Raw genomic sequence first — 25524 nt, 5'->3', positions numbered from 1 at the left:
CCTCCGGCGCATCCGCGGTCGACCTCCGCCAAGGACGATCACACAGCGGCCAGGCGGCAAAGGTCGGCAGGGCACCGGGCAGGGCCTGATGCACGGGCTCGGCGTAGCCGGCTGCAAGACGACCTCGACGCCGGGATGCTCGCGCAGCCACGCGGCGAGGGTGCCCGAGCGGCGATCGGGCAGGACATCGACCCGACGGCGGGTCTCGACATCGATGAGCACGGTGGCGTAGGAATGGGAACGCCGCAGAGCGAAGTCGTCCACCCCCAGCACCCGCGGCGACGTCACCGTCTGCAGCGGAATCCGCAGCAGGACTTGTAGCGCGGTGTGACGTGAGACCGGCACGCCAAGAAGAGTCAGTACGCGGGCACCGCCCGACCAGCCAACGCCCGTACTACTGCCCCGACCTGCGCCCCGTCGACCGGGAGATCGGCCACGGTTCGCGCGCACCACACCGACAAGATCGCCGTACTTGATCAGGCCTCAGCGTGACAGGCTGACACGCTCTACTACCACCAAAAGAGCGACAGAGCCCACCTTGCCGGGCTCGTGCCTGCCTGCGAGTCTCTTGGCGTGCCAGGTCGGGTGTCGATGAACCATGATCACGCCTGATCCCAGCGATAGAAGATCTTGGTCGAGGCTTGCAATCTTGACTAGAGGCTCTGACCTGGGGAAATATGGAGCGGGCGACGGGAATCGAACCCGCGTAGCCAGTTTGGAAGACTGGGGCTCTACCATTGAGCTACGCCCGCGCGGCGCCGGGAGGGCCTGGGTGGTCCTCGTGCGCCTTCCGTAGCGTACAGGGTTTCGGGGGCGGTCGGGGTCGCAGGGCCGCGGGCGGGGGCGATCGGGACTAGACTTCCGGCAGCACCCCGCGCTCGCGCGTCGGTGTGCGGGCTGTAGCGCAGCTTGGTAGCGCACTGGCTTTGGGTGCCAGGGGTCGTGGGTTCGAATCCCGCCAGCCCGACCATCGGTAGTTATGTGGCCTCGTGGGCATATCCCCCGGACGGACGTTCGGAGGGGGAGACATGAGGGCGGTGCAGTATCGCGAGGTGGGCGGTGCACCCGAGGTCGTGACGGTGGCCGATCCGGAGCCGGGGCCCGGGCAGGTGCTGCTGAAGGTGTCGGCGGCCGGCGTGTGCCATTCCGACATCGCCGTGATGGGCTGGACGGCCGAACAGTTGACGTTCGGGTTGCCGTTGACGCTCGGGCACGAGGGGGCCGGGACGGTCGAGGCGGTCGGCGACGGGGTGCGCGGGGTGTCGATCGGGGAGTCCGTCGCGGTGTACGGGCCGTGGGGGTGCGGCGCGTGCGTCATGTGCTCGCAGGGCAAGGAGAACTACTGCGTGCGTGCGGACGAACTGGGGATCATGCCACCGGGGCTGGGGGCACCGGGGGCGATCGCGGAATATCTGCTCGTCGATAATGCAAGGCACCTGGTGCCGCTCGGGGGGCTGGATCCGGTCGCGAACGTTTCGTTGACGGACGCGGGGCTGACGCCGTACCACGCGATCAAGGGGGCGCTTCCGAAGCTGGTGCCGGGGAGTGCGGCGGTCGTGATCGGGACGGGCGGGCTGGGGCACGTGGCGATTCAGTTGCTGCGGGCGCTGACACCGGCGCGGGTGATCGCGCTCGATGTGTCCGAGAAGAAGCTCGAACTGGCGAGGACGGTCGGGGCGCACGAGGTGGTGTTGTCGGACGAGCGTGCCGCCGATCGGGTTCGCGGGATGACGGGCGGGGTGCAGGCCGTGTTCGACTTCGTGGGGGTGGGGCCGACCGTGGCGACGCCACGTCGGTGGCGGCCGCCGAGGCCGAGGTGGTCATCGTGGGGATCGGTGGCGGGGTCGCTCAGGTGGGGTTCGGGGCGATCGCCTTCGATGCGGCGGTGCGTGCTCCTTACTGGGGGTCGCGGAGCGAGCTGATCGAGGTGCTGGAGCTCGCTCGGGCGGGGGTCGTCGATGTTCACGTCGAGACGTACTCGCTGGACGAGGCGCCGAAGGCGTACGAGCGTCTGCACGCCGGGAAGGTGAACGGGCGGGCGGTCATCCTGCCGAACGGCTGAGCAGGGCGCGGGCGTCGGCGGTCGCCAGCGCCATCGCTCGGGGGAGCCGGTCCGGGTGGGGGCCGCCCGCGTGCGCGATGTTGCCCTTGCCGCCCGCGCCGCCGCGGATTTCGCGGGCCGCGCGGGTGAGGAGGTCGCGTGCGGGGGTGCCGAGGGCGGGGTTCAGCGCCGCGACGAGCGTCGCCTTGCCGTCCTGGCGGGTGCCGAGGACGACCGCGTCGGTGTGCGGTAGGAGTTTCGTCGCGACGGTCCGCAGGTCGGGGACGTCGATCACGCCGGTGATCAGGCGTCCGCCGGGGTGTTCCTCGGTGGTCGACGCCAACGTGGTCACGAGGTCGTCGAGTTGTTTGCGGTGGAGTGTTTTGAGTTCCTGCTGGGCGTTGAGGAGCGTCTCGATGTGTCGGTGGAGGCGGTCCGGTGGTGTTTCGAGGAGGTTCGCGAGTTCGGTGAGCACGTGGTGCTCGTGGTCGTGGTGGCGCAGCGCGTCGAGGCCGGTGAGCGCCTCGATGCGGCGCAGGCCGGTGCCGATGGACGATTCGCCGATGATGCGGACGGGCCCGGCCTGCGCGCCGTGCGCGACGTGGGTGCCGCCGCAGAGTTCGCTGGACGCGTCGCCGATGTCCACGATGCGGACACGGTCGCCGTACTTCTCGCCGAAGAGCGCGAGCGCCCCTCCCGTTTCGGTGCGGGACGCCTCCCGGACGTGCACCTGCGGGTCGTCCAGGAGGTACTCGTTGACGAGCGTCTGGACGGACGTGACGTCGACGGGGGAGAAGTGCGCGAAGTCGAACCGCAGCCTGCCGGGCTCGACGTGGGATCCGCGCTGTGCCGCGTGGTCGCCGAGGAGGCGGCGCAGCATCGCGTGCAGGACGTGCGTCGCGGTGTGCGAGCGGGCGGTCGCCAGGCGTTTCCCGGCGTCGACGACCGCGTGTCCCCGGGCGCCCGCACGGACTTCGCCGTCCACGATCCGGACGGTGTGCACGTGCATGCCGCCGTGCTCGCGGGTGTCGAGGATTCGAAGGACGCCGGTGTCGGTGCGGATCTCGCCGGTGTCGCCGATCTGGCCGCCGCCTTCCGCGTAGAACGGGGTGCGGTCGAGGATCGCCTCCGTTCCGTCGATGATCGCGAGGATCCGGACCTCGGTGTCGGTGGTGTCGTGGCCGACGAACTCGGTGCGGCCGTGTTCGGCGCGGAGGTGTCGGTAGGTCTCGTGACGGGCGAGCGCGTGCTCCTTGGTGGTGCGGCCCGCGTCGTGGGCCCGGCGGCGGCGTTCCTCGACGAGTTCGGCGAAGGCGTCCTCGTCGACGGTGAGGCCCGCCGAGCGCGCCGCGTCGAGGGTCAGGTCGATGGGGAAGCCGTAGGAGTCCTGCAGCTTGAACGCGGTTTCGCCCGAGATCGTCCCGGTCGACCGGGAGATCGCGGTGTCGAGGAACCGGGTGCCGTGCCGGAGCGTCTGCTCGAAGCCCTCTTCCTCGGACGTGACGACGTGCCGGATCAGCTCCGCGTGCGATGCGAGCTCCGGCCACGTCCCGCCCAGGTTGTCGACGACGCTCGCGGTGACGGGCGGGAGCGCGAGGTCGTCGATGCCGAGCCGGCGGGCGTGCAGGATCGCGCGGCGCATCAGGCGGCGCAGGACATGGCCGCGCCCGTCGGGGGACGGCAGGACGCCGTCGGCGACGAGGAACGCGATCGAGCGCGCGTGGTCGGCGACGATGCGGGACGAGACGGGCTCGTCGCGGCCGGAGAGTTCGTGGACGAGCCGTAGTGTCGGGCCCACGAGGTCGGTCTCGCACACGCCGTTCGTCCCTTGGAGGATCGCCGCGAGACGGTCGAGTCCGAGTCCGGTGTCGATGTTCTTCGCGGGCAGTTCGCCCAGGATCGGATAGCCCTCCTTCCCTGGGCCCTCCCCACGGAGGTTCTGCATGAAGACCAGGTTCCACAGTTCGAGGTAACGCTCGCCGTCCACTGCGGGGCCGCCTTCGGGGCCGTACTCGGGTCCACGGTCGTAGTGCAGTTCCGAGGACGGGCCGCAGGGGCCGGGTATGCCCATCGACCAGTAGTTGTCCTTCATGCCGAGCCGCTGGATGCGATCGGAAGGGACGCCTATGCGGCGCCAGAGCCGCACGGTTTCGTCGTCGTCCAGGTAGACCGTGACCCAGAGCCGGTCGGGGTCGAGGTTGAAGTGCTCTGTGAGCAGTTCCCACGACCAGGAGATCGCCTCCTGCTTGAAGTAGTCGCCGAAGGAGAAGTTGCCGAGCATCTCGAAGAACGTCGTGTGCCGCGCCGTGCGGCCGACGTTCTCGATGTCGGACGTGCGCACGCACTTCTGCACGGACACCGCCCGGGGACGGTCGGGCGCGGTCTCGCCGAGGAAGTACGGCTTGAACTGGTTCATCCCCGCGTTCGTCAGCAGCAGCGAGGGATCGGACGGGACGAGCGGGCCGGACGGGACCGCGCGGTGATCGCGTTCGCGGAAGAAGTCGAGGAAGGTGGTGCGGATGTCAGAAGAGCGCATGGAACGGCCTCACGAGGTGGATGGGATGACGGCGCACACCGCCGAGCCGGGCCGGGCACGACTGCTCGTCCCCCAGCTCGGCGCGGCTAGCTCGCCGCCCCACCTCGTGAAAGGCCATCGGTCTTCCTGACTCGCGGACGTTTCGTTCAAGGTAGCGCGCGCGCTACCGATCGGCACTCCCTTATTGACTCGACCGTGTTCTACCGTTGCGTGCGTGTACGCCTATGTGGGCCCGGACGAGTTGTTCGACAAGGCCGGGCCGGAGACGGTCGGCGAACCCCGTCGAATCGAAGGCGGACATAGACCGCGCCGAGGACGAACCGTTCACGTACGTCGTCGATCTGGACGGCGTGCTGCGGATCGCGCCGCGGCGCAGCGAGCACGTGGCCTGCGCCGGCGGACGTCCCGTCCTGGCGGCGGGCGAGATCGCGTTCGGGGACGGCCGGGTCGTCGAGGTGACGAACCAGTCGACCGGCTACTGCCCCGGTTCGGAGTCGTGGCCCGCCGTCGCCGCGGCCCTCGACCGCGCGGGTCTCGACCGTCCGGACGGGTTCACGCACGTGTTCGTCTTCCGCCACTGCCCGTCCTGCACCGAGCTCAACGTGGTGAAGGACGGGCACTACGTGTGCGTCTTCTGCGACGCCGACCTCCCGGCGTCCTGACGCGTCAGGCCATCCCCGCGATGAGGCGGGGAAGCGCGTCGAGGCCGGTGATGCGGACGACGTCCGGGGCGCCCTGCGCGGGGCCGTCCGAGCGGTCGAGCCAGATGCCGGTCAGGCCGGCGGCCGCGGCGCCCTGCGCGTCGGTGAGCAGGCGGTCGCCGACGTAGGCGACGGCGCCCGGGGCCAGGCCGAGACCGGCGCAGGCGCTGCGGAAGATCTCCGGGGCGGGTTTCGCCCAGCCGACCTCGCTGGACGCGGTGAGGTGCGGCAGGCGTCCGGCGAGCCCGATCCCCACGAGCTTCGAGCGCTGCTGGCGGACGTCCCCGTTGGTGATCACGCCGAGCCGCAGCCCCTCCGCCGCGAGCGCCTCCACGGCCGGGACGGCGTCCGGGTAGGGGCGCCACGCCGCCTCGTACAGGGTCGTGTAGCCGGCGAACCACGCGTCCGCGCGGGCGTCGTCCCAGGTGCCGAGGCCGAGCTCCCGGGCCAGTGTCCCGATGCGGGCGCGGCGCTGCCCGGCGAAGTCCAGCTCGCCCGCCAGGTAACGCTCGATCGCGGCCTCGCCCAGGTCCGTCCAGCGCGGGACGAGCCATGCCGCGTCGGCGTCCGGGAACGCCCGGACGATCGCCTCCGCGGCGGCGCGGTCGTGGTCGAGGAGCGTCCCGTCGAGGTCGAACAGCACCGCGGCGATCACGCGGTGCGGAGGAAGCCGAGGACGGTCGCGGTCAGTTCGGCGGGGGCGTCCTCCTGCACCAGGTGCCCGGCGCCCTCGATCACGCGCAGGCGCGCCCCCGGAACGGCGGCGGCCAGCTCGCGGCCCTTGGCGAGCGGGATCCACGTGTCGTCGGCTCCCCAGCACACCAGGACGGGAAGCGCCAGTTCGCCGTACCGGTCCTGGATCTCGTCGGTGTACCGCTGGTCGGCCTGGGCGATCTGGCGGTAGAAGGCGGACTGCCCCGCCTCGTCCAGCCAGGGGGCGACCAGCGCGTCGAGCGTCGCCGGGTGCAGTCCGGGGCCGCTCGCGGAGGTCACGTACTCCCGGACGAGCGCGCGGTGCAGGGGCGGGGGAAGCTGCTCGAAGACCGGGGCGTTGGCCCCGACCAGCCGGAAGAACGGCGAACCCCAGGGCGCCAGCGCCACCGGGTCGACGAGCGCGAGCGACCGGTACCGGGCCCCGTGCAGCAGATGGGCGCGCAGGGCCACGGCACCGCCGAAGTCGTGCGCGACGACGCGCGGCTCGTCCAGCCCCCAATGGTCCAGCAGATCTCGGAACACTCTGCCCTGCGCGGCGAGCGAGACGTCCTGTCCGTCCCTCTTCTCCGATGCCCCGTATCCCGGCATGTCCCAGACGTACACGCGGTAGGCACCGGCCAAAGCGCGCGCGACACCACGCCACACGTAGGAGGAAAAGGGCGTTCCGTGCAGGAGGACGACGGGCGGTGCGCCCTCGTCCCCGAACGTGTCCCACCGCACCTCGCCGGAGTCGCTCGCGTAGTCGCGCCCCAGTTTCCAGCCGTCCACCATGTTCTCCCTCATCTTTGCCTTCGGTCCGCACTACGCTCTCACTCCTTGAAATGGGAGTGAGCCGCAGGAAACGTTCTGGGACCATCCGGATCGTGGACTTCGCCGGGGATTTCGAAACGCACGTGACCGTTCGCGGGGACGCCGCCGCCGTCGCGGCGTGGGCGGCGGCGCGCGGCGTGAAGTTCGTCCACATCGTGCTGGAGCGCGGCCGTGTCGCGTCGCAGCCGATGCTGACGCTGCCCTCCAAGGGGACGCTGGACGTCGCGCGGGGCGAGGCCGCGCGCCTCGTGCGGGCGCTGCGGACGGACGGGTTCGCGGTGGCCCGCGTGAAGATCGAGGCGGCACCGTGGAACACGGGGATCCCGGCCGCCGACGACGAGGCGCCGGGGCCGGCGTACTACTTCGAGCACCACGTGAAGCTGCTGCTCGACGCGGGAGCCGACGCGCGGGCGCTCGTCGACGTCGTCCGTCCGCACGCGGCGCACGTGTCACGAAATGCCCGTCGTGTCCGGACGGACGGACGGCAGGAGCGGTTCGTCACGCAGCGCTGCAGGCGGGTCGGGACGGGCACGGCGGAGTGCAGGCTCGACGCCCTGGTCGGCGCACTGCGGGCGACCGGCCACGAGATCGTCGAGGTGGAGCGCGAGTTCGTGGTGTTCGACGGCGACGAGTCCCTGGACGACGGATGGATCGAGGAGTCCCGATGAGCAGGTACGACGACTACCTCACCGCGCCGTCCTCGGCCGGGCCGGTGTTCGACGACCCCGCCCGGCGGGCCCGCTGGCAGGAGGCGCGGCGGACGGCGCTCGGCCACGTCCTGGCCGCGATCTCCGAGTCGGCGTGGGCGGACGATCTCGTGCTGCGGGGCAGCGTCCTGCTGCGGGCCTGGTACGGGGAGCGGGCCCGCGAGCCCGGGGACATCGACTTCGTGGTGCTTCCCCCCGAACTGGACGCCCGCGACTACTGGGCCCGGCACATGCTGGACCTTCTCGAAGCGGCCGTGTCGAACCGGACCCGGCACGAGGACGTCGAGGTCATCGGCACCGCGGCGGAGCGGTCGGAGCTGTGGGTGTACTCGGACACGCCCGGGATGCGGCTGGAGATGCCGTGGTCGTCCGACGACGGGCCGCGCGGGACGGTGCAGGTCGACTTCTCGTTCGGCGAGCCGCTGCCGGTCGAGCCGGAGGTCGCGCTCGTCCCGCTGCCGGGCCGGGGGAGCGAGGTGCCGGTGCGCTGCGCGACGCCCGGGCTGTCGCTGGCGTGGAAGGTGACCTGGCTGCTCACCGACGACCGGCCGCAGCCGAAGGACCTGTACGACGCGTGGCTGCTCGCCGGTCACGTCGGCCTGGACGGCGACCTCGAGGTGCCGGTCCGGCGGCGCCTGGACCGGCTCCGCGACCTCGAAGTCGGTGCGGCCGTGTTCGCGGACGCGTGCCCGCAGGTCGACGGCCCGCCCGCACGGTACGTCCGGGAACTGGCGGAACGGCTCGGCCTGAACCCGTGATCCGGAAGGGGCGGGCCCCCGACCGGGTGGTCGGGGGCCCGCGGGTCCGGCCGGGCGCGGGGGCTGGGAGCGGCCCCCGCGCTCGATCAGCCGAGACCGCTCCGCATGGAGGTGATCAGCTCACCTCCCGTGGTGTCGCCGCTCAGCTCCCAGAAGAAGGCCCCGCCGAGGCCCTCGTCCTTGGCCCAGCCCATCTTGCCGCCGATGGTGGACGGGGTGTCGTAGCTCCACCACTCGCTTCCGCACTTGGCGTAGGCGGTCCCGGCGACGGTTCCGGTGGCGGGGCAGCGGCTCTTCAGGACCTTGTAGTCCTCGATGCCGGCCTCGTAGGTGCCGGGCGCGGGACCGGTGGCGGTGCCGCCCGGCTCGGACTGGGTCACGCCCGTCCAGCCGCGTCCGTAGAAGCCGATGCCGAGGAGCAGCTTGCTCGCGGGCACGCCCATCGACTTCAGCTTCGCGATGGTGTCGGCGCTGTTGAAGCCCTGCTGCGGGATGCCCGGGTAGGACGTCAGCGGCGAGTGCGGCGCCGTCGGGCCCTGCTTGGCCCACGCTCCGAAGAAGTCGTAGGTCATCGGCAGGTACCAGTCGACGTACTGGGCCGCGCCCGCGTAGTCGGTCTTCTCGAGCTTGCCGCCGTCGCTGGCGTCCGCGGTGATCGCGGCCGTGACGAGGTTGTCGTCGCCGAACTTGGTCCGCAGCGCGCCCATCAGGTTCTCGAACGCCTCGGGACCGCTGGTGTCGCAGCTGAGGCCGCAGGCGTTCGGGTACTCCCAGTCGATGTCGATGCCGTCGAACACGTCCGCCCAGCGCGGGTCCTCGACCAGGTCGTAGCAGGACTCGGCGAACGCCTGCGGGTTCTGCGCGGCCTGGCCGAAGCCGCCCGACCAGGTCCAGCCGCCGAACGACCACAGGACCTTGATGTGCGGGTACATCTTCTTCAGCTTGCGGAGCTGGTTGAAGCTGCCGCGCAGTTCCTGGTCCCAGGTGTCGGCGACGCCGTCCACGCTCTGCTCGGCCGTGTACGACTTCTGGTAGTCGGCGAAGGCGTCTCCGATGGTGCACTTGCCCCCGGAGACGTTGCCGAACGCGTAGTTGATGTGGGTGAGCTTCTCCGCCGACCCGCTCGTGTGGATGTTCTTGACGTGGTAGTTGCGCTGGTAGACGCCCCACTGCGCGAAGTAGCCGATGACCTTGTCGCCGCCCGGCCCGGGCTCGCCGCCGCCCGCGTCGGTGGTGACGGACACGGCGTTCGACGCGGCGGAGACGTTCCCGGCGGCGTCGCGGGCCTTGACCGTGAACGTGTAGGCGGTCTCGGCGGTCAGGCCGGTGACGGTCGCCTCCGTCCCGGTCGCCGACTGGACCTTGGCGTCGCCCCGGTAGACGTCGTAGCCGGTGACGCCCACGTTGTCGGTGGCGGCCGTCCACGCCAGCGTGACGCTGGTGGCGGACGTGCCGGTGGCCCGCAGGCCGGACGGCGCGCCCGGCGCCTCGGTGTCGTCGCCCGGTCCGGGCCCGCCGGACCCGTCGCAGGCGGCGCCGTTGATCGTGCAGCCGGTGAACCAGCCGGCCCCGGTGCCGCCGAATCCGAAGCTCGCGCTCGCGCCCGGCGCGATGGTCTTGTTCCAGCCCGCGTCCGTGAAGGTGTAGTGGTTCCCCGACACGGTCTTCTTCGCGTCCCAGGTCGCCCCGATGGACGTCCCGGACGGCAGGTCGCCTTCCAGCGTCCAGCCGTCGACGGCCGCGTCGGTTCCGTTGGTGATCGTGCAGCCGCCCTGGAAGCCGGTGCCCCAGTCGGAGGTCTTGGTGCACGTGGCGGTGACGCTTCCGGCCGACGCCGCCGGTGGCGCCGAGACGAGTCCGCCCGCCGCCGCGAGGGCGGCCGCGCCCGCGAGCGCGATGGCCCGCCGTACGCCCGGTCTTGACATGATTCTCCGTTCGTTCGGCCCCCGAGCAAACAGGAATCCCCGCTCAACTCTTAGGAAACTTTCCTAAGAATTGTGGCGATGGTAACCGGGCATATCCGGCCGTTCAAGGCCCGGACGGGCCGCCGCGCGCGCCCCGCGGGCGGTGCGGCCGCTGGTCTGGGCGTCGGCCTGCACACGTACGTACCGGGCGGACGGGCGAAAAAGTTCAGGACGCGCCGAACCAGCCGGGCACGTCCAGGCGCCACGGATCGGCGGGCGTGATGGTGCGGAGATCGTCCTCCAGGGCGCGGACGCGGTCGGCGCCGAGCCGCCGCGACCAGTCGGCGCGGACGCGCTCGAAGGCGGCTTCGGAGCGCTGCAGGGCGTCGACGGCCCGGGCCGTGAGCCGGACGGTCTTGCGCCGGGCGTCGCCCGGGTCGGGCACCCGCTCGACGTATCCGGTGCGTTCGAGCGTCTCGATCATCTTGCCCGCGGCCTGCTTGGACACGCCGAGCCGGCGGCCCAGCTCGGCGGCCGACGAGCCGCCGCGCGAGATCGCCTGGAAGACGAACCCGTGCATCGGGCGCAGCTCGGGATGGCCGGCGGCCGCCAGCTCGGCGTGCACCTCGTCGATGGACGCGCGGAACGCCAGGAACATCCGCAGGGGCAGCTCGAACCCGGGGGACTCGCTTGACATAAAGGACAACCTCATTGACTATATCGACAACCACATTGTCTAACTTAGGGGATTCCGCCATGACCCTCGTCCGCGACGCCGACGGCCGCCGCACCGAGACCCCGAACGGAACGATGACCACGTTCGCCACGCCCACCCAGGGTGGCACCGCCGGGCTCGCCGTCTGGCGCGTCGACATGCTCGCCGGGAAGACCGGCCCCCGGCACGCCTTCGACACCGAGCAGGTGTGGACCTTCCTCGAAGGCTCCGCCGAGGTCGACGTCGACGGCCGCACCCGGCGGGTCGGCTCCGGCGACACGCTCGTCCTGCCCGCCGACGTGCCCCGGCAGATGACCACGGCCGCGGAGACGGGCTTCACGGCCGTTGTCGCCGCGCACGCGGGCTGCCTCGCCTACGACCCGGACGCCCTGGTCGACCCGGATAAGTGCGACATCGCGCCGCAGGGCGACGAGCGGCTCGTCCCGCCCTGGGCGCAGTGAACCGGCCGGTGGACCGGACGCCGCGCTAACCGGCGTTGAGGTAGGCGAGCACCGCGAGCACGCGGCGGTTGTCGTCCTCGGACGGGGGCAGCCCGAGCTTGCCGAAGATGCCGTTCGTGTGCTTGCTGACGGCCTTCTCGGTGACGAACATCCGCGCGGCGATCGCCGCGTTCGTCCGTCCCTCGGCCATCAGCCCCAGCACCTCGCGCTCGCGGGGGGTCAGCGCCTGCAGCGGCTCCTCGCGGGCGTGCCGGGTGAGCAGCTGCGCGACGACGTCGGGGTCGAGGGCGGTGCCGCCCGCGGCCACCCGGCGCACCGCCTCGACGAACTGCTTCACGTCCGACACCCGGTCCTTGAGCAGGTAGCCGATGCCGCCGGTGCTGTCCGACAGCAGCTCACGCGCGTACAGCTGCTCGACGTGCTGCGACAGCACCAGCACCGGCAGCCCGGGGATCTGTCGGCGCGCCTCCAGCGCCGCCTTCAGCCCCTCGTCGGTGAACGTCGGCGGCAGCCGGACGTCCACGACCGCGACGTCCGGACGGTGCGTCGTCAGCGCCCGCAGCAGCGACGGCCCGTTGTCCACCGCCTCGACGACCTCGCAGCCGAAGGCTTCGAGCAGCCTGATCAGGCCGTCCCGGAGGAGGGCGAGGTCCTCGGCGATGACAACGCGCACGGCAGCTCCATGGTCACGACGGTCGGTCCGCCGGCCGGGCTCGTCACCGCCAGCGTCCCGTCGAAGGCGGCCAGCCGCCGCTCGATCCCGCGCAGGCCGGTGCCGCGCGCGGGGTCCGCGCCGCCCGTCCCGTCGTCCCCGACGATCATAAGCAACCGGCGGCCGTCGTGTTCCACCTGAACCCAGGCGCGCCGCGCGCCGGAGTGCTTGACGACGTTGGCGAGGACCTCCGCGACGGCGAAGTAGGCCGCCGACTCCACCGGTGCGTCGGTGCGTCCCGGCAGCTCGATCCGCACGTCGACGGGCAGCGGCAGGCTCAGCGCCAGCGCCCGCACCGCGCCCTCCAGCCCCCGCTCGGCCAGCACCGGCGGATGGATGCCGCGGACCAGGTCGCGCAGCTCCGTCAGCGCGGTGCCGCCCGCCTCGCGCGCCTCGGCGAGCAGCCGCGCCGCCGTCTCCGGGTCGTGCTTCAGCATCTCCTCGGCAAGCCCGATGTTCATGCTGAGCGCGACGAGCCGGGCCTGCGCCCCGTCGTGCAGGTCGCGCTCGATCCGGCGCAGCTCGGCGGCGGACGCGTCGACAGTGTCGGACCGCGTCTCGGCGAGCCGCTCCACCCGCGCGGCCAGCGCGCCGCGCGTCGGCGCCAGCAGCGACCGGCAGAACAGCGCGTGCGCCTTGAGCGCCACCGTACCCGCCGGGACCGACACCGCGATGAGCGCCGAGGCCAGCACGAACGTCCCGGCGTAGCCGGTCGCGCCCCAGTCGTTCAGCATCCAGAACGGGCCCCAGCCGTAGTCGGCCATCTGCGCGACGAGCGGGGCCACGAACACGCCCTCCAGCCCGTACAGGGTCAGGCCGCCGCCGAGCAGCCCGAGGACGAGCCCGATCGGGACGTTCAGCAGCGACCACAGCAGGTCGCGCCAGGTCGCCGGGTCGCCGAGCAGCCACCCCAGCCGCCGGAACGGCCCCGTCCGGCCGGACGGGCCGACCGGCGCGGACCGGTAGGGCAGCGGGATCGCCACCCCGGACCACTCCGCCGCCCAGAGCCGCTGCTGGTTCGTCACGCCGCGCAGCGCCGCCACCATCACCGGGGTCAGGAAGACGCCCACGCCCAGCGGGATGAAGGCGATCGACAGCACCGTCAGGATGAACAGCGGCAACCCGGCCGCGTACGCCACGACGATCTGGATCAGCCCGCGAACGAAGTTGAGGAAGGCGCGCCGCCCCCACCCTCCCAGGCGTTCGACGGGACGTGCGGGCTCGCTCAACGTTCCTCCAGGCGTCCGATGTGGTGCTCCGGACCATTTTCGTTAGTCCCGCCCCGGACGACAGTGGAGCCAGACCCCCGATCCGCATGGCGGGAGGTGGAGTTTCCCCTACTCTCCCCGGCAGGAGACGGGGGAGAGGATGCAAGCGTGGACGTCCGACGCTACGTGTTCCTGGATCCGGACGGTACCCAGGGCGACTGGCTCTACGTCGTCGTGCGGGCCGCGACCGGGGTCGTCTACCGGCAGCAGTACGGAGGGACGGCGACGCTGCTCGGCGGCGTGGAGGGCTACCTCGTCCCCGTCGCCGCCCGCGACCCGGCGAGCGGACGCGACGGGCCGCGCGAGCTTCGCGACGTGTTCGAGCGCACGCTGCGCGGCGCGGGCCTCGGCGGCTCCGGCACGCTCGCCCCGGCCCTCCTCGACCGGATCCGGTCCGCGGTCGGCGCGCTGCACTTCTGGACGTCCGGCCCGGGCGGCGAAGCCGAGACCGGACGCGTGCCGCTCCGGCTGGACGAGACGCGCATCGCCGACCTGGACGAGGCGTGGATCCCCGTCAGGACGCCCGACGGGCCCGGCGTCCTGATGTGGAACAACTCCGACTGATCGCGACGCTCCGGCCGGCGCGCGAGATCGGCGCGCGAGACGGGCGCGCGAGATCGTCGGGGGGAGGCCGTACGGTGGGCGGGCGGCGCAGTGGGAGCCGGGGCACGCCGGGGTGACAAGACAAGCGGCCCGGTTCCCTGGACAATGCACTGCGACACCCAGGGGAGAAAGCGAATCGAAGTTGTGACAGCCACCACTGGCCAGACGGCCACCGAGCAGACCGTTACCGAGAAGTCCGCAGGGACGGACGGCCCGCCGCCGGTCACCCGGCGGATCGCCGACGAGATCGGCGTCCGCGAAGGACAGGTGCGGGTCGCGGTGGACCTGCTCGACGGCGGGGCGACCGTCCCGTTCATCGCCCGCTACCGCAAGGAGGCGACCGGCGCGCTCGACGACGCGCAGCTGCGGGCCCTGGAGGAGCGGCTGCGCTACCTCCGCGAGCTGGACGAGCGGCGCACCGCGATCCTGGAGTCGATCGAGTCGCAGGGCAAGCTGACCGGCGAGCTGCGCACCCGGATCATGGCGGCCGAGTCGAAGGCGCGGCTGGAGGACATCTACCTCCCGTACAAGCCCAAGCGGCGCACCAAGGCGCAGATCGCCCGCGAGGCGGGCCTCGAACCGCTCGCCGACCTGCTGCTGGACGACCCGGCCCGCGACCCGCAGGGCGAGGCGGAACCCTACGTCGACGCGGAGAAGGGCGTCGCCGACCGGGCCGCCGCGCTGGAGGGCGCCCGCGCGATCCTCGTCGAGCGGTTCGCCGAGGACGCCGACCTCATCGGCGAGCTGCGCGAGCGGATGTGGAAGCGGGGCCGCATGACCTCGCGCGTCCGGGAGGGCAAGGAGGAGGCCGGAGCCAAGTTCTCCGACTACTTCGAGTTCGCCGAGCCGCTGGAGAAGCTGCCCTCGCACCGCGTCCTCGCGCTGCTGCGCGGCGAGAAGGAAGAGGTACTCGACCTCGACCTCGAACCGGAGGAGGAGCCGCAGGAACCCGGCGTCCGGACGTCCTACGAGGCGGAGATCGCGCGCCGGTTCGGCGTCGTCGACCGGGGCCGTCCCGCCGACGGCTGGCTCGCCGACACCGTCCGCTGGGCGTGGCGCACCCGGATCCTGGTGCACCTCGGCATCGACCTGCGCACCCGGCTGCGGCAGGAGGCCGAGGACGAGGCCGTCCGGGTGTTCGCCGCGAACCTGCGCGACCTGCTGCTGGCCGCGCCCGCCGGGTCCCGCGCCACCATGGGCCTGGACCCGGGGCTGCGCACCGGCGTGAAGGTCGCCGTCGTGGACGCCACCGGCAAGGTCACCGCGACCGACACGATCTTCCCGCACGAGCCGCGCCGCAAGTGGGACGAGTCGATCGAGACGCTCGCCAAGATCGCCCGCGAGCACGATGTCGACCTCGTGTCGATCGGCAACGGCACGGCGTCCCGGGAGACCGACAAGCTCGCCGCCGACCTGATCGCCCGGCACCCCGACCTCAAGCTCACCAAGATCATGGTGTCGGAGGCGGGCGCGTCGGTGTACTCGGCGTCGGAGTACGCGAGCCGCGAGCTGCCCGGCATGGACGTGTCGCTGCGCGGCGCCGTCTCGATCGCCCGGCGGCTGCAGGACCCGCTCGCCGAGCTCGTCAAGATCGACCCCAAGTCGATCGGCGTCGGCCAGTACCAGCACGACATCTCCGAGGTGAAGCTGTCGCGCTCCCTCGACGCTGTCGTCGAGGACTGCGTCAACGCGGTCGGCGTCGACGTCAACACCGCGTCCGCGCCGCTGCTGACCCGCGTGTCCGGCATCGGCGAGGGCCTCGCGGAGAACATCGTCGCGCACCGCGACGCCAACGGCCCGTTCGGCGGGCGCAGCGGGCTGAAGGACGTGCCGCGGCTCGGCCCGAAGGCGTTCGAGCAGTGCGCGGGCTTCCTGCGCATCCGCGGCGGCGACGACCCGCTGGACGCGTCGTCGGTGCACCCGGAGTCGTACCCGGTGGTGCACCGCATCCTCGGTTCGGCGGGCGGCGACCTCGGCGGGCTGATCGGCAACACGGCCGTGCTGCGCGGGCTGCGCCCCGAGCAGTTCGTCGACGAGACGTTCGGCCTGCCGACCGTCACCGACATCATCGCCGAACTGGAGAAGCCGGGCCGCGACCCGCGCCCGGCGTTCAAGACCGCCGCGTTCAAGGAGGGCGTCGACAAGCTCTCCGACCTCGAACCGGGCATGATCCTGGAGGGCGTCGTCACGAACGTCGCCGCGTTCGGCGCGTTCGTGGACGTCGGCGTGCACCAGGACGGCCTCGTCCACATCTCCGCGATGTCGGACAAGTTCGTGTCCGACCCGCGCGAGGTCGCCAAGCCGAACGACATCGTCCGCGTCAAGGTGCTGGACGTCGACCTGCAGCGCAAGCGGATCTCGCTGACGCTGCGGCTGGACGACGAGCCGGGCGGCGAGCAGGGCGGCCGGCGCGGCGAGTCCCGCGACCGGCGGCAGGGCCGCGGCGGCCAGGGCGGCTCCTCCGGCGGTGGCGGCGCGCGATGGCCGACGCGTTGCGCCGCGCGGGGCTCGACAAGGGGCTGCCGGGCGACGGCCGCAAGGGCGGCAAGCGCCGCTAGGACGGTGCGGCGGGCCGCCGTCCCGCGTGTCGAGCGGGACGGCGGCCCACCGCGGCGCCGTCCGTCCGCCCCAGGTCCGTGTCCGTCCGCGCCCGGTCCGCATCAGCGCGGTGACGGTCTGTTCCTGTTCCCGCTGCCGTTCCTCGGACGCCTCCGAGGTCCGGGGCTGCGGCACGTCCCAGCGTCCGGACGGTCCCCGCCCGAGGGGATCCTGCGCGTACGGGCCCGGCTGCGGGGCTTCCCGCTGCCGGGGCGGCCCGCCGCCCGGCCCCTGGTCGCCGTAGGTGGGCGCGCCCAGTGCGGGCTCGGCGAACCCCGGCGCCCCGAACCCGAGGCCGCGCGCGGACGTCCGCCGAACGGGTCGCGCTCGGCCGCCTCCCGCTCGCGGGCCGCGTCCCGCCCGGTGTCGGCGACCGGCCGGTGCCGGGGGAACTGCAGCACGGCGACGGCGGCGAGCGCGAGCGCCCCGATCCGCATCGCCGACCGGTCCAGTTCGTCCGGCCACGGCTGCCCGTACACGAACGTGCCCATGATGAGCAGGTACGACTTAGCGCTCACGGTCATGACGGTCGACACGATCGACACCCGGCAGCGCTGGAACGCCGCGACCATGATCCCGAACCCGATCGCCGCCGCCAGCACCGTCAGGTACGGCCACGGCGTCGCCAGGATCCCGAGGTCGGCGCGGTTCGCGTGGTCGCTCCACCCCGCGATGGCGATCTCCGCGGTCCCGACCGGAAGACCGGACGCGATGCCGTAGGCGATGCCGGTGATCGGCCGCGCGTGCCGTCCGTCCGGCCGGTGGTCGCCGATGACGAGGATCAGCAGCGGCAGCAGCACCGCCGGTGCGATCACCAGGCCGAGCCGCCACGGCGGCGCGTCCGCCGAACTGATCGGCGCGTCGCCGCCCACCGACGCCGCCAGCAGCAGGATCGCCGCGCCGGTGAGCACGAGGCTCAGCCACTCGCGCGGGGTGAGCCGCTCGCCGAAGAAGACCAGCGCGATGATCAGCAGCGGGACGATGCCCGACATGAAGATCGGCACGGCGGTCGGCAGGGACAGCTTGCTCAGGGCCACGATCTGCAGGCTCAGCCCGCCGAGGACGAGGGCCAGCCCGATCAGGAACACCCAGTTGCTCAGGATCGTCCAGATCATGTGCACGATGCGGTTGCCCCGGAGGACCGCCATCCGGTCCGCCGCCAGCTTGAACACGGCGAACCCGAGGTAGTACAGGGCCGTTGCGGTGAAGGCCGCGGTTATCCCGTTCATCCCGGATGAGTATGAAGGGTCCGGGTGCCCGATGTCACTGCCCGTGTGGCCCCGTTAACGCGGAATCGTCGCCTCGCCCGTTCCGACGTGCGCGTATGCTCGCGCCCGCTCGCGCGATTCCCCCGCGTTCCGTTCGTGGTCCGTGCGTTCCGACGGTGTTCCTTCCGCGTCGTCCGGTGTTCCGCGCGCGTACGAGTTGATTTCACGCGTTCACGAAACCGTGGCCCGGCACCCCGTCCGCGGGTCGTCTCCGGTGCCCGACGGGTCTTCCGCCCGGGATTCTCGGCGGTTGTGGACCTCCGATGTCCGCAGACGACGTCCGTACCCCATAGACTTGCGCGCGAAGGCGCGGAGCCGTATTCGGCGTGCCCGCGCCGCCCGAGACACTGCCGGGCTGAGGAATGACGCGCAGCCGGACCGGCCGGCCGGGGCCGACCCGGCCGGAATCCACCGGGTCCGTGCGCGGGAGGCCGAGGGCTCGCAGGCAAGAAGCAGAGAGACGCGTCGAACGCCGCGGCCGAGACAGCGCCCGATCAAGGAGACCAACCCCAGTGAAGACCGATGTCGAGGAGCTGACCCCCACCCGGGTCAAGCTCACCGTCGAGGTTCCGTTCGACGAGCTCAAGCCGAACCTCGACAAGGCGTACAAGGAGATCTCGCAGCAGGTCGCGATCAAGGGCTTCCGGCGCGGCAAGGTCCCCGCCCCCCTGATCGACAAGTACGTCGGCCGGGGTGCGGTCCTGCAGGAGGCGGTCAACGACGCCCTGCCCGGGCTGTACGGCAAGGCCGTCGAGGAGACCGAGATCTTCGTGCTCGGCCAGCCGGACGTCGAAGTCACCGAGCTCGACGACGGCAACCAGTTCGCGTTCACCGCCGAGGTGGACATCCGGCCGAAGTTCGATGCCCGACTACGACGGCCTCGAAGTCGTCGTGGACGACGCCGAGGTCACCGACGAGCAGGTCGACGAGACGATCGACAACCTGCGCGAGCGGTTCGCCTCCCTCACCACCGCCGAGCGGCCGATCGAGGAGGGCGACTTCGCCACCATCGACCTCGTCGCCAAGATCGACGGCGAGGAGATCGCGGACGCCTCCACCTCCGGCTTCTCCTACGAGGTCGGCAGCGGCTCCGCCGTCGAGGGCCTCGACGACGCGCTCACCGGGCTGTCGGCGGGCGAGGAGAAGACCTTCACCGGCACCCTGTCCGGCGGCGAGCGCGCCGGCGAGGAGGCGGAGATCACCGCCACCGTGCAGAGCGTGAAGGTCAAGAACCTGCCCGAGCTCGACGAGGAGTTCGCGCAGCTCGCGAGCGAGTTCGACACCATCGAGGAGCTGCGCGAGGACGTCCGCGGGCGGCTGGAGCGGCAGGTGCGGATGCAGCAGCTGTCCGAGGCCCGCGACAAGGCCCTCGAGGCGCTGCTGGAGAAGGTCGAGATCCCGCTGCCGGACGCCGTGGTGGACGAGGAGATCGGCCGCCGCAACCAGCAGCTGGAGCAGCAGCTGCAGATGGCCGGGATGTCGAAGGAGGACTACCTCGCCGACCAGGAGAAGTCGGAGGAGGAGTTCGACACCGACGTCGCCGACGCGGCCCGGCTCGCCGTCAAGGGCGGCTTCGTGCTCGACCAGCTCGCCGTCCAGGAGGAGCTGAACGTCGAGAACGAGGAGCTCAGCGAGTACGTCGTCACGCAGGCCATGCAGATGGGCGTGCAGCCGCAGCAGCTCGCCCAGTACCTCACCGAGAACAACCAGCTCCCGGCGATCGTCTCGGAGGTGCTGCGCAGCAAGGCGCTGAACCTCGTGGTCGAGCACGTCAGCGTCAAGGACGAGTCGGGCAACGAGATCGACGTCGACGCCGTGCAGCGCGAGCTGAACGGTGAGACGGGCGAGACCGTCGAGGCCGACGAGGCCGACGCCGAGTCCGCCGAGTCCACGGACGCGGCCGAGGCCACCGAGGCCACCGACGCGGCCGAGGCCACCGAGGCCACCGACGCGGCCGAGGCCGCCGATGACAAGGCCGAGGCCGCCGAGGGCGGGTCCGAGGCCGCGGAGGCGTCCGAGGACGCCGCCGGGGAGAAGAAGGACGCCTGAGGCGCTCTGCGAGCCGCGCGCACGCCCCGTACCCGATGTCCGGGTACGGGGCGTGCCGCATTCCGGTAGATCGCCGCATACCCGGCGCCGACCGGGTACGCCCCTGGCGAAAAGGCGGGCCCCCGGGCTTAAGAGGGCCGCTGAGCGCGTTAATGTCCAATCATCCGAACCGATTTAAAGGACCGGAGGAACACCCGGTGAGCATGCCTCCGACTTTCGACGAGTCGTCGCGGATCCAGGCGCGGGTCGCCGAGGCGCCCCTGTTGCCTCTGGGCGACCAGCTCTTCCAGCGGCTGCTGCGCGAGCGCATCGTCTTCCTCGGCCAGCAGGTCGACGACGACATCGCCAACCGCATCTGCGCCGAGCTTCTCCTGCTGTCGGCCGAGGACGGCCGCCGCGACATCACGCTCTACATCAACTCGCCAGGTGGCTCCGTCACCGCCGGCATGGCGATCTACGACATCATGCAGTACGTCCCGAACGACGTCGTCACGGTCGGCATGGGCCTGGCCGCGTCGATGGGCCAGTTCCTGCTGTGCGCCGGCGCGCAGGGCAAGCGCTACGCGCTCCCGCACGCGCGGATCATGATGCACCAGCCGTCCGGCGGCATCGGCGGCACGGCCTCGGACATCAAGATCCAGGCCGAGCAGATGCTGTACGTCAAGAAGACGCTCGCCGAGAAGATCGCCGAGCACACCGGCCAGGAGCTCGACCAGATCGAGCGCGACTCCGACCGCGACCGCTGGTTCACCGCCGACGAGGCCAAGGACTACGGGTTCGTCGACCACGTGGTGCTCAGCGCGAGCCAGGTGCCCTCCGAGGGCCCCGTCTCCTGACGACCTGAATGACGAATCGGAGGCATACAGTGAGCGATCTGACGCGACCCGGCATCGGTGACCACGTCCGCCCGGGCGTCCAGGCGGGCGGATCCCCGCTGCCGGTGGACAACCGCTACATCATTCCGTCCTTCGTGGAGCGGACCACGTACGGGGTCAAGGAGATGAACCCGTACAACAAGCTCTTCGAGGAGCGGATCATCTTCCTCGGGGTCCAGATCGACGACGCGTCCGCCAACGACGTGATGGCGCAGCTGATCACGCTGGAGTCGATCGACCCGGACCGCGACATCAGCATCTACATCAACTCGCCCGGCGGCTCGTTCACCGCCATGACGGCGATCTACGACACGATGCAGTTCGTCAAGCCCGACATCCAGACGGTCTGCATCGGCCAGGCGGCTTCGGCCGCGGCCGTCCTGCTCGGGGCCGGCACGCCCGGCAAGCGGGCGGCGCTGCCCAACTCGCGGATCCTGATCCACCAGCCCGCGACCGAGGGCACTTACGGCCAGTCCAGCGACATCGAGATCCAGGCCCGCGAGATCATGCGGATCCGGGAGCTGCTCGAATCGATCTTGGCCGAGCACAGCGGCCGGAGCGTGGACGAGGTCCGCCGCGACATCGAGCGCGACAAGATCCTCACCGCGGCGGAAGCCAAGGAGTACGGTCTGATCGACGACGTCTTCGCGAGCAGGAAGCGCAAAGCCGAGGTAGTGTCGTCCTGAGACGATACGAGGACGAGGGAGTCCCCCAGCCCGGTCGTCAGACTTCCGGGCGAGGGGCTTTCCAAGTCCGTCGGAGGCGGTAACGTCGAGAGCAACGTCGAGAGCCTTCGGGACGCATCCGAGCCGTACCGCATCTGATCCAGAGCGCGGCCCCACGAAAAGGAGACAGTTGGGTGGCACGCATCGGCGACGGTGGTGACCTGCTCAAGTGTTCTTTCTGCGGAAAGAGCCAGAAACAGGTCAAGAAGCTCATCGCGGGTCCGGGCGTGTACATCTGCGACGAGTGCATCGATCTCTGCAACGAGATCATCGAGGAGGAGCTCACCGAGACCTCCGACCTCAAGTGGGACAACCTGCCCAAGCCGCGGGAGATCTACGAGTTCCTCGACTCCTACGTCATCGGGCAGGAGTCGGCCAAGAAGGCGATGGCCGTGGCCGTCTACAACCACTACAAGCGGATCCAGTCGGGCGACGCCACCCGTGACGACGCGGTCGAGTTGGGGAAGTCGAACATCCTCCTCCTCGGGCCGACCGGATCCGGCAAGACGCTGCTCGCGCAGACGCTCGCCAGACTCCTCAACGTGCCGTTCGCGATCGCGGACGCGACGGCCCTGACGGAGGCCGGTTACGTGGGCGAGGATGTCGAGAACATCCTCCTCAAGCTGATCCAGGCGGCCGACTACGACGTCAAGAAGGCCGAAACCGGCATCATCTACATCGACGAGGTCGACAAGGTCGCCCGCAAGAGCGAGAACCCGTCGATCACCCGGGACGTCTCCGGTGAGGGCGTCCAGCAGGCCCTGCTGAAGATCCTGGAGGGCACCACCGCGAGCGTCCCGCCGCAGGGCGGCCGCAAGCACCCCCACCAGGAGTTCATCCAGATCGACACGACGAACGTGCTGTTCATCTGCGGCGGCGCGTTCGCCGGGCTCGAGAAGATCGTCGAGTCCCGGGTCGGCAAGCAGGGGATGGGGTTCGGCGCCCAGATCCGCTCCAAGTCCGACTTCGACGAGTCGTCGGCCGTGCTCGGCGACGTGATGCCCGAGGACCTGCTGAAGTTCGGGATGATCCCCGAATTCGTCGGCCGGCTCCCGATCATCACCAACGTCCACAACCTCGACCGCGACGCGCTGATCAACATCCTCACCGAGCCGAAGAACGCCCTGGTGCGCCAGTACCACCGGCTGTTCGAGCTCGACGGCGTCGACCTCGAGTTCACCGACGACGCGCTGGAGGCCATCGCCGACCAGGCGATCCTGCGCGGCACCGGCGCCCGCGGCCTGCGGGCGATCATGGAAGAGGTGCTGATGTCGGTGATGTACGAGGTGCCCAGCCGCGAGGACGTCGAACGCGTCGTGATCACCGCCGAGGCGGTGCTGGAGCACGTCAACCCGACGCTGGTGCCCCGCGAACGCAAGAAGCGGGAGCCCCGCGAGAAGTCCGCGTAACGACGAACGGCGACGCCCCCGGACCCGTCCGGGGGCGTCGCCGCGTTCCGCGTTCCGCACCGGTGCGCGGACGCGCCGCTCAGCGCGTCCGGACTCGCCGAGACCCGCCTCCCGCGCCAGGACGATCGCCTGCGCGCGGTCCGCGACGTGCAGCTTCATGAAGATGTTCGACACGTGGTTGCGGACCGTCTTCGGGCTGAGGAACAGCGTCCCCGCGATCTCGGTGTTGCTGCGGCCCTGCGCGATCAGCCCCAGCACCTCGCGTTCCCGGTCGGTCAGCTCCGGGAACGCCGACCGCCGCGGATCCGGCATGTCGGTGAAGAACGTCAGCACCCGCCGCGCGATCTCCGGCCCGTAGATCGCCTCCCCGGCCGCGACCGCCCGCACGGCCCGCGCGATCTCCTCCGCGCCCGACTCCTTCAGCAGGTAGCCCCGCGCGCCCGCCCGCATCGCCGCGAACACCGAGTCGTCGTCGCGGAACATCGTCAGCACCAGCACCCCGATGCCCGGATTCGTCCGGGTGATCGTCCGGGTCGCCTCGATGCCGTTGCCGCCGGGCATGTGCAGGTCCATCACCACGACGTCCGGCCGCAGCTCCGCCGCGATCCGCACCGCGTCCGGCCCGTTCTCGGCCTCCGCGACGACCTCCACCCCGAGCGCCTGCAGCAGCCCCTTGAGGCCCTGCCGGAACACCGGATGGTCGTCGGTGATGAGAACCCGGATCGTCTCCCCGCCCATGGCCCCGCCTTCCCCGGCGGGATTCACCCCCGCCCGCCCGCCGGCCGATGGTATCCGGCGGGCAGCGGAAGGCGGGCCGCGACGACCGTGCCGCCGCCGCTGCGCGACGTGATCGTGCACCCGCCGCCGACCTCGGCCGCCCACTCGCGCATGGCGTCCAGCCCGCGCGTCGGCCCGCCGCGCCGCGCCGTACCGTTCGCCGCGGGCAGCCCGGGGCCGGTATCGGCCACCGTCACGTGCAGGTCGGCGGCCCGGTCGATCAGCACCACGGCGGTGCTCTCGGCGGCGTGCAGCCGGATGTTCGTCAGCGACTCCCGGACGATCCGGTACGCCGCGACCTCCACGGCCGCGGGCAGCTCGCCCGCCGGGCCGTCGCAGCGCACCTCGACCCGCTTGCAGCAGCCCACGGCGTACGACTCGATCGCCGCGACGAGCCCGAGGTCGTCCAGTGCGGGCGGGCGCAGCCCGTGCGCCAGCTCCCGGACCTGCCCGACCGCGCAGGCCAGCCGCTCCCGGACGTCGGCGAGCAGCGGGTCCGTGCGCTCCGGCTCGCACGCGAGCGTGATGCGGGCGGCGTCCAGCGACATCGCCAGGCTCGCCAGCGTCGGGCCCAGCCCGTCGTGCAGATCGTGCCGCAGCCGCCGCCGCTCCTCCTCGCGTCCGGCGAGGATTCGCTCCCGGGACCGCTGGAGATCCGCGGCGATGCGGTGGAGGTGCGGGATGGTCGCGGCGTGCGCCGTCACGGCCCCCGCGGCGAACGCGCCGGCCAGCACGGCGGCCCGTGCCAGTACCGCTCGCATCCCGAACCTCTCCCTCCGGCCCGCCGACACGGGCACCGCCCTCCAGCGTGACCCGGGCGGCGACCCGGTGTCAGGTGACCGGTGTCCCGACCCGGGCGGGAAAGCGTTTCCGGACGGTCAGCTCTCGACGTCCGCCCGGAGGTCCCGCATGACCCGCTGCAGCCCCGCGACCTTGTACTCCGGCGGCTCCGCCGCGTCCCGCCCGGCCACCTTCCCGCCGAGCGGCAGCACCACCGCGAACGTCGTCCTGGTGGCCCAGGCGCAGATCGAGGAGTGGGTGTAGGACGACCGCAGCTTCGCGGTCACGCGCCCGCAGAACGCGTCGCCGTCCCCGCCCGCGTCCTCGATCTGCCAGATGCGGGTGGAGATCTCGGCCTCGCCCAGGCTGAGCGAGTTGCGCAGATGGAAGTCGAGCTTGGAATCGAGCTTGTCCCGCTGGTCGTAGCCACCGGTGTAGCCGATGAGCAGGAACCCCAGGTCGCCGTCCCGGTACACGCCGCGGACCCAGTCGCCGCCCGAAGGCGCGATGGTACTGCGGATCACCCGCTGCATCTCTTCGTAGGTCTCGTCGGTTTCGCCGGTGGCCTGGATGTCGAGGGTCATCCCGCCCGCGGAGCGCGGGGTGGTGATCTCGTGGCTGGACCTCAGGATGTAGAACCCGACGCCGCCGACGGCCAGCACCACCAGCGCGAACCCTCCGGCCAGCAGGCCGATCAGCAGCCCCTTGCCGCGTTTCCGCCGCGGCGGCCCCATCGGCATCCCGGGCCCGGGCGCACCGGGCATCCCGGCCGGCCCGTACGGACCCGGTCGGCCGGGCGCGGCGGCGTGTCCCGATTCCTCTCCAAGCTCGCGATCATGTTGGTCACCTCCTTTCTTCGACGCCTTCACACTAGGTCGGCCGCGCACAAATCCCATACATCGCGAATACATGACCGACGGGCGAAAAAATGGCCGAGCCCTGGACGGGCTCGGCCTCGGAAACGGTTTCGTGCGGCGTCAGGAAGCGGATCGGAACAGGTGGGCGACATCGTCGGCGGCGACGACGAGCAGGGCGCCCAGCCCGCCCGCGACGGCCGCCGTGGCGTCGCCCGGGGAGACGGGCACGTCCCCGGCGGCCGCGGCGGCGACCGCG

At 71.5% G+C, this 25524-nt stretch carries 20 protein-coding genes, 2 tRNA genes and 4 pseudogenes; 13 read left to right on the top strand and 13 right to left on the bottom strand.

What is annotated here, in order from left to right:
* Window positions 1–43: 43 nt before the first annotated feature.
* Window positions 44–410: pseudogene (locus BJF79_RS62965) on the bottom strand (transposase); the annotation flags it as partial.
* Window positions 411–678: 268 nt separating this feature from the next.
* Window positions 679–752, bottom strand: a tRNA-Gly gene (locus tag BJF79_RS34450).
* A gap of 141 nt (window positions 753–893) precedes the next feature.
* Between BJF79_RS34450 and BJF79_RS34445 the strand changes: the two genes are divergently transcribed.
* The 3 genes from BJF79_RS34445 to BJF79_RS62960 all read left to right on the top strand — a co-directional run bounded on the left by BJF79_RS34445 (window position 894) and on the right by BJF79_RS62960 (window position 2062).
* A tRNA-Pro gene (locus tag BJF79_RS34445) sits at window positions 894–970 on the top strand.
* Window positions 971–1028: 58 nt separating this feature from the next.
* Window positions 1029–1922, top strand: coding sequence for an alcohol dehydrogenase catalytic domain-containing protein (locus BJF79_RS34440; protein ID WP_262402986.1), 894 nt, complete (start codon window positions 1029–1031; stop codon window positions 1920–1922).
* Window positions 1817–2062, top strand: coding sequence for a zinc-binding dehydrogenase (locus BJF79_RS62960; protein ID WP_316043492.1), 246 nt, complete (start codon window positions 1817–1819; stop codon window positions 2060–2062). Before BJF79_RS34440 ends, BJF79_RS62960 begins: the two co-directional genes overlap by 106 nt.
* Here the strand turns inward: BJF79_RS62960 and alaS are convergent.
* Window positions 2043–4577 (bottom strand): alanine--tRNA ligase, encoded by a 2535-nt coding sequence (gene alaS, locus BJF79_RS34435; RefSeq protein WP_075903718.1) that lies wholly within the window; start codon window positions 4575–4577, stop codon window positions 2043–2045. The two genes, BJF79_RS62960 and alaS, sit on opposite strands and share 20 nt — an antisense overlap.
* Before the next feature lie 224 nt (window positions 4578–4801).
* On the opposite strand from alaS, the gene BJF79_RS34430 reads away from it, so the two are divergent.
* Window positions 4802–5239, top strand: a complete 438-nt coding sequence (locus BJF79_RS34430; RefSeq protein WP_075903716.1) for a hypothetical protein — start codon at window positions 4802–4804, stop codon at window positions 5237–5239.
* Between the two features lie 4 nt (window positions 5240–5243).
* Here the strand turns inward: BJF79_RS34430 and BJF79_RS34425 are convergent, their stop codons facing one another.
* Window positions 5244–5921, bottom strand: a complete 678-nt coding sequence (locus BJF79_RS34425; RefSeq protein ID WP_083734461.1) for an HAD family hydrolase — start codon at window positions 5919–5921, stop codon at window positions 5244–5246.
* An 8-nt stretch (window positions 5922–5929) separates the two neighbouring features.
* Entirely contained in the window at window positions 5930–6775 is an 846-nt protein-coding gene (locus tag BJF79_RS34420) for an alpha/beta fold hydrolase (RefSeq protein ID WP_075903712.1), read from the bottom strand.
* Window positions 6776–6885: 110 nt separating this feature from the next.
* On the opposite strand from BJF79_RS34420, the gene BJF79_RS51920 reads away from it, so the two are divergent.
* Window positions 6886–7470 carry a hypothetical protein gene (locus BJF79_RS51920; protein WP_262402984.1) on the top strand — a complete coding sequence of 195 codons (585 nt, stop codon included), beginning with the start codon at window positions 6886–6888 and terminating at the stop codon, window positions 7468–7470.
* Window positions 7467–8267: a nucleotidyl transferase AbiEii/AbiGii toxin family protein gene (locus BJF79_RS51915; RefSeq protein WP_158079379.1), complete on the top strand. Its 801-nt coding sequence runs from the start codon at window positions 7467–7469 to the stop codon at window positions 8265–8267. Before BJF79_RS51920 ends, BJF79_RS51915 begins: the two co-directional genes overlap by 4 nt.
* Window positions 8268–8353: 86 nt before the next feature.
* Here BJF79_RS51915 and BJF79_RS34410 read toward each other — a convergent pair whose 3' ends face one another.
* A complete protein-coding gene (locus tag BJF79_RS34410; RefSeq protein ID WP_075903710.1) occupies window positions 8354–10192 on the bottom strand; it encodes a glycoside hydrolase family 18 chitinase in 1839 nt (612 codons plus the stop codon).
* 205 nt (window positions 10193–10397) lie between these two features.
* A complete protein-coding gene (locus BJF79_RS34405; RefSeq protein WP_143220616.1) occupies window positions 10398–10868 on the bottom strand; it encodes a MarR family winged helix-turn-helix transcriptional regulator in 471 nt (156 codons plus the stop codon).
* 59 nt (window positions 10869–10927) lie between these two features.
* On the opposite strand from BJF79_RS34405, the gene BJF79_RS34400 reads away from it, so the two are divergent.
* Window positions 10928–11347: a cupin domain-containing protein gene (locus BJF79_RS34400; RefSeq protein ID WP_075903708.1), complete on the top strand. Its 420-nt coding sequence runs from the start codon at window positions 10928–10930 to the stop codon at window positions 11345–11347.
* Window positions 11348–11372: 25 nt separating this feature from the next.
* Here BJF79_RS34400 and BJF79_RS34395 read toward each other — a convergent pair whose 3' ends face one another.
* Window positions 11373–12020, bottom strand: coding sequence for a response regulator (locus BJF79_RS34395; RefSeq protein ID WP_075903706.1), 648 nt, complete (start codon window positions 12018–12020; stop codon window positions 11373–11375).
* Window positions 11972–13288 (bottom strand): sensor histidine kinase, encoded by a 1317-nt coding sequence (locus BJF79_RS34390; RefSeq protein ID WP_262402983.1) that lies wholly within the window; start codon window positions 13286–13288, stop codon window positions 11972–11974. The genes BJF79_RS34395 and BJF79_RS34390 overlap by 49 nt, the downstream gene beginning before the upstream one ends.
* A 147-nt stretch (window positions 13289–13435) precedes the next feature.
* Between BJF79_RS34390 and BJF79_RS34385 the strand changes: the two genes are divergently transcribed.
* Together BJF79_RS34385 and BJF79_RS34380 are read left to right on the top strand one after the other, a co-directional pair.
* Window positions 13436–13891 carry a DUF6210 family protein gene (locus BJF79_RS34385; RefSeq protein ID WP_083734456.1) on the top strand — a complete coding sequence of 152 codons (456 nt, stop codon included), beginning with the start codon at window positions 13436–13438 and terminating at the stop codon, window positions 13889–13891.
* A 144-nt stretch (window positions 13892–14035) separates the two neighbouring features.
* A pseudogene (locus BJF79_RS34380) lies at window positions 14036–16488 on the top strand (Tex family protein).
* A gap of 102 nt (window positions 16489–16590) precedes the next feature.
* On the opposite strand, the gene BJF79_RS67645 reads toward BJF79_RS34380, so the two are convergent.
* Window positions 16591–17757, bottom strand: coding sequence for a hypothetical protein (locus BJF79_RS67645; protein ID WP_262402982.1), 1167 nt, complete (start codon window positions 17755–17757; stop codon window positions 16591–16593).
* Window positions 17758–18308: 551 nt separating this feature from the next.
* On the opposite strand from BJF79_RS67645, the pseudogene tig reads away from it, so the two are divergent.
* The 4 genes and pseudogenes from tig to clpX all read left to right on the top strand — a co-directional run bounded on the left by tig (window position 18309) and on the right by clpX (window position 22854).
* A pseudogene (gene tig, locus BJF79_RS34370) lies at window positions 18309–19845 on the top strand (trigger factor).
* 203 nt (window positions 19846–20048) lie between these two features.
* Entirely contained in the window at window positions 20049–20681 is a 633-nt protein-coding gene (locus BJF79_RS34365) for an ATP-dependent Clp protease proteolytic subunit (protein ID WP_075903700.1), read from the top strand.
* Window positions 20682–20734: 53 nt separating this feature from the next.
* Window positions 20735–21406 (top strand): ATP-dependent Clp protease proteolytic subunit, encoded by a 672-nt coding sequence (locus tag BJF79_RS34360; protein WP_075903756.1) that lies wholly within the window; start codon window positions 20735–20737, stop codon window positions 21404–21406.
* 173 nt (window positions 21407–21579) lie between these two features.
* Entirely contained in the window at window positions 21580–22854 is a 1275-nt protein-coding gene (gene clpX / locus BJF79_RS34355; protein ID WP_075903698.1) for an ATP-dependent Clp protease ATP-binding subunit ClpX, read from the top strand.
* A gap of 96 nt (window positions 22855–22950) precedes the next feature.
* Here the strand turns inward: clpX and BJF79_RS34350 are convergent.
* The 3 genes and pseudogenes from BJF79_RS34350 to BJF79_RS34340 form a co-directional block, all read right to left on the bottom strand.
* Window positions 22951–23592 (bottom strand): annotated as a pseudogene (locus tag BJF79_RS34350) (response regulator); the annotation flags it as partial.
* A gap of 23 nt (window positions 23593–23615) precedes the next feature.
* Window positions 23616–24392 (bottom strand): sensor histidine kinase, encoded by a 777-nt coding sequence (locus tag BJF79_RS34345; RefSeq protein WP_083734455.1) that lies wholly within the window; start codon window positions 24390–24392, stop codon window positions 23616–23618.
* A gap of 117 nt (window positions 24393–24509) precedes the next feature.
* Window positions 24510–25175, bottom strand: a complete 666-nt coding sequence (locus BJF79_RS34340; protein WP_075903696.1) for a hypothetical protein — start codon at window positions 25173–25175, stop codon at window positions 24510–24512.
* Between the last annotated feature and the right edge of the window lie 349 nt (window positions 25176–25524).

Origin of the sequence: Actinomadura sp. CNU-125, assembly GCF_001942465.1 — a bacterium.
GTDB lineage: Bacteria > Actinomycetota > Actinomycetes > Streptosporangiales > Streptosporangiaceae > Spirillospora.
The sequence above is the reverse complement of the archived record's forward strand: the minus strand, read 5'-3'. Positions and strand labels throughout refer to the sequence as shown.

Excerpts from the sequence above, each read along its gene's own strand:
- BJF79_RS34440 (WP_262402986.1), top strand. The coding sequence starts at position 1,029 with ATGAGGGCGGTGCAGTATCGCGAGGTGGGCGGTGCACCCGAGGTCGTG.
- alaS (WP_075903718.1), bottom strand. The coding sequence starts at position 4,577 with ATGCGCTCTTCTGACATCCGCACCACCTTCCTCGACTTCTTCCGCGAA.
- BJF79_RS34430 (WP_075903716.1), top strand. The coding sequence starts at position 4,802 with ATGTGGGCCCGGACGAGTTGTTCGACAAGGCCGGGCCGGAGACGGTCG.
- BJF79_RS34420 (WP_075903712.1), bottom strand. The coding sequence starts at position 6,775 with ATGAGGGAGAACATGGTGGACGGCTGGAAACTGGGGCGCGACTACGCG.
- BJF79_RS51915 (WP_158079379.1), top strand. The coding sequence starts at position 7,467 with ATGAGCAGGTACGACGACTACCTCACCGCGCCGTCCTCGGCCGGGCCG.
- BJF79_RS34410 (WP_075903710.1), bottom strand. The coding sequence starts at position 10,192 with ATGTCAAGACCGGGCGTACGGCGGGCCATCGCGCTCGCGGGCGCGGCC.
- BJF79_RS34405 (WP_143220616.1), bottom strand. The coding sequence starts at position 10,868 with ATGTCAAGCGAGTCCCCCGGGTTCGAGCTGCCCCTGCGGATGTTCCTG.
- BJF79_RS34400 (WP_075903708.1), top strand. The coding sequence starts at position 10,928 with ATGACCCTCGTCCGCGACGCCGACGGCCGCCGCACCGAGACCCCGAAC.
- BJF79_RS67645 (WP_262402982.1), bottom strand. The coding sequence starts at position 17,757 with ATGAACGGGATAACCGCGGCCTTCACCGCAACGGCCCTGTACTACCTC.
- BJF79_RS34365 (WP_075903700.1), top strand. The coding sequence starts at position 20,049 with ATGCCTCCGACTTTCGACGAGTCGTCGCGGATCCAGGCGCGGGTCGCC.
- BJF79_RS34345 (WP_083734455.1), bottom strand. The coding sequence starts at position 24,392 with ATGCGAGCGGTACTGGCACGGGCCGCCGTGCTGGCCGGCGCGTTCGCC.
- BJF79_RS34340 (WP_075903696.1), bottom strand. The coding sequence starts at position 25,175 with ATGCCCGGTGCGCCCGGGCCCGGGATGCCGATGGGGCCGCCGCGGCGG.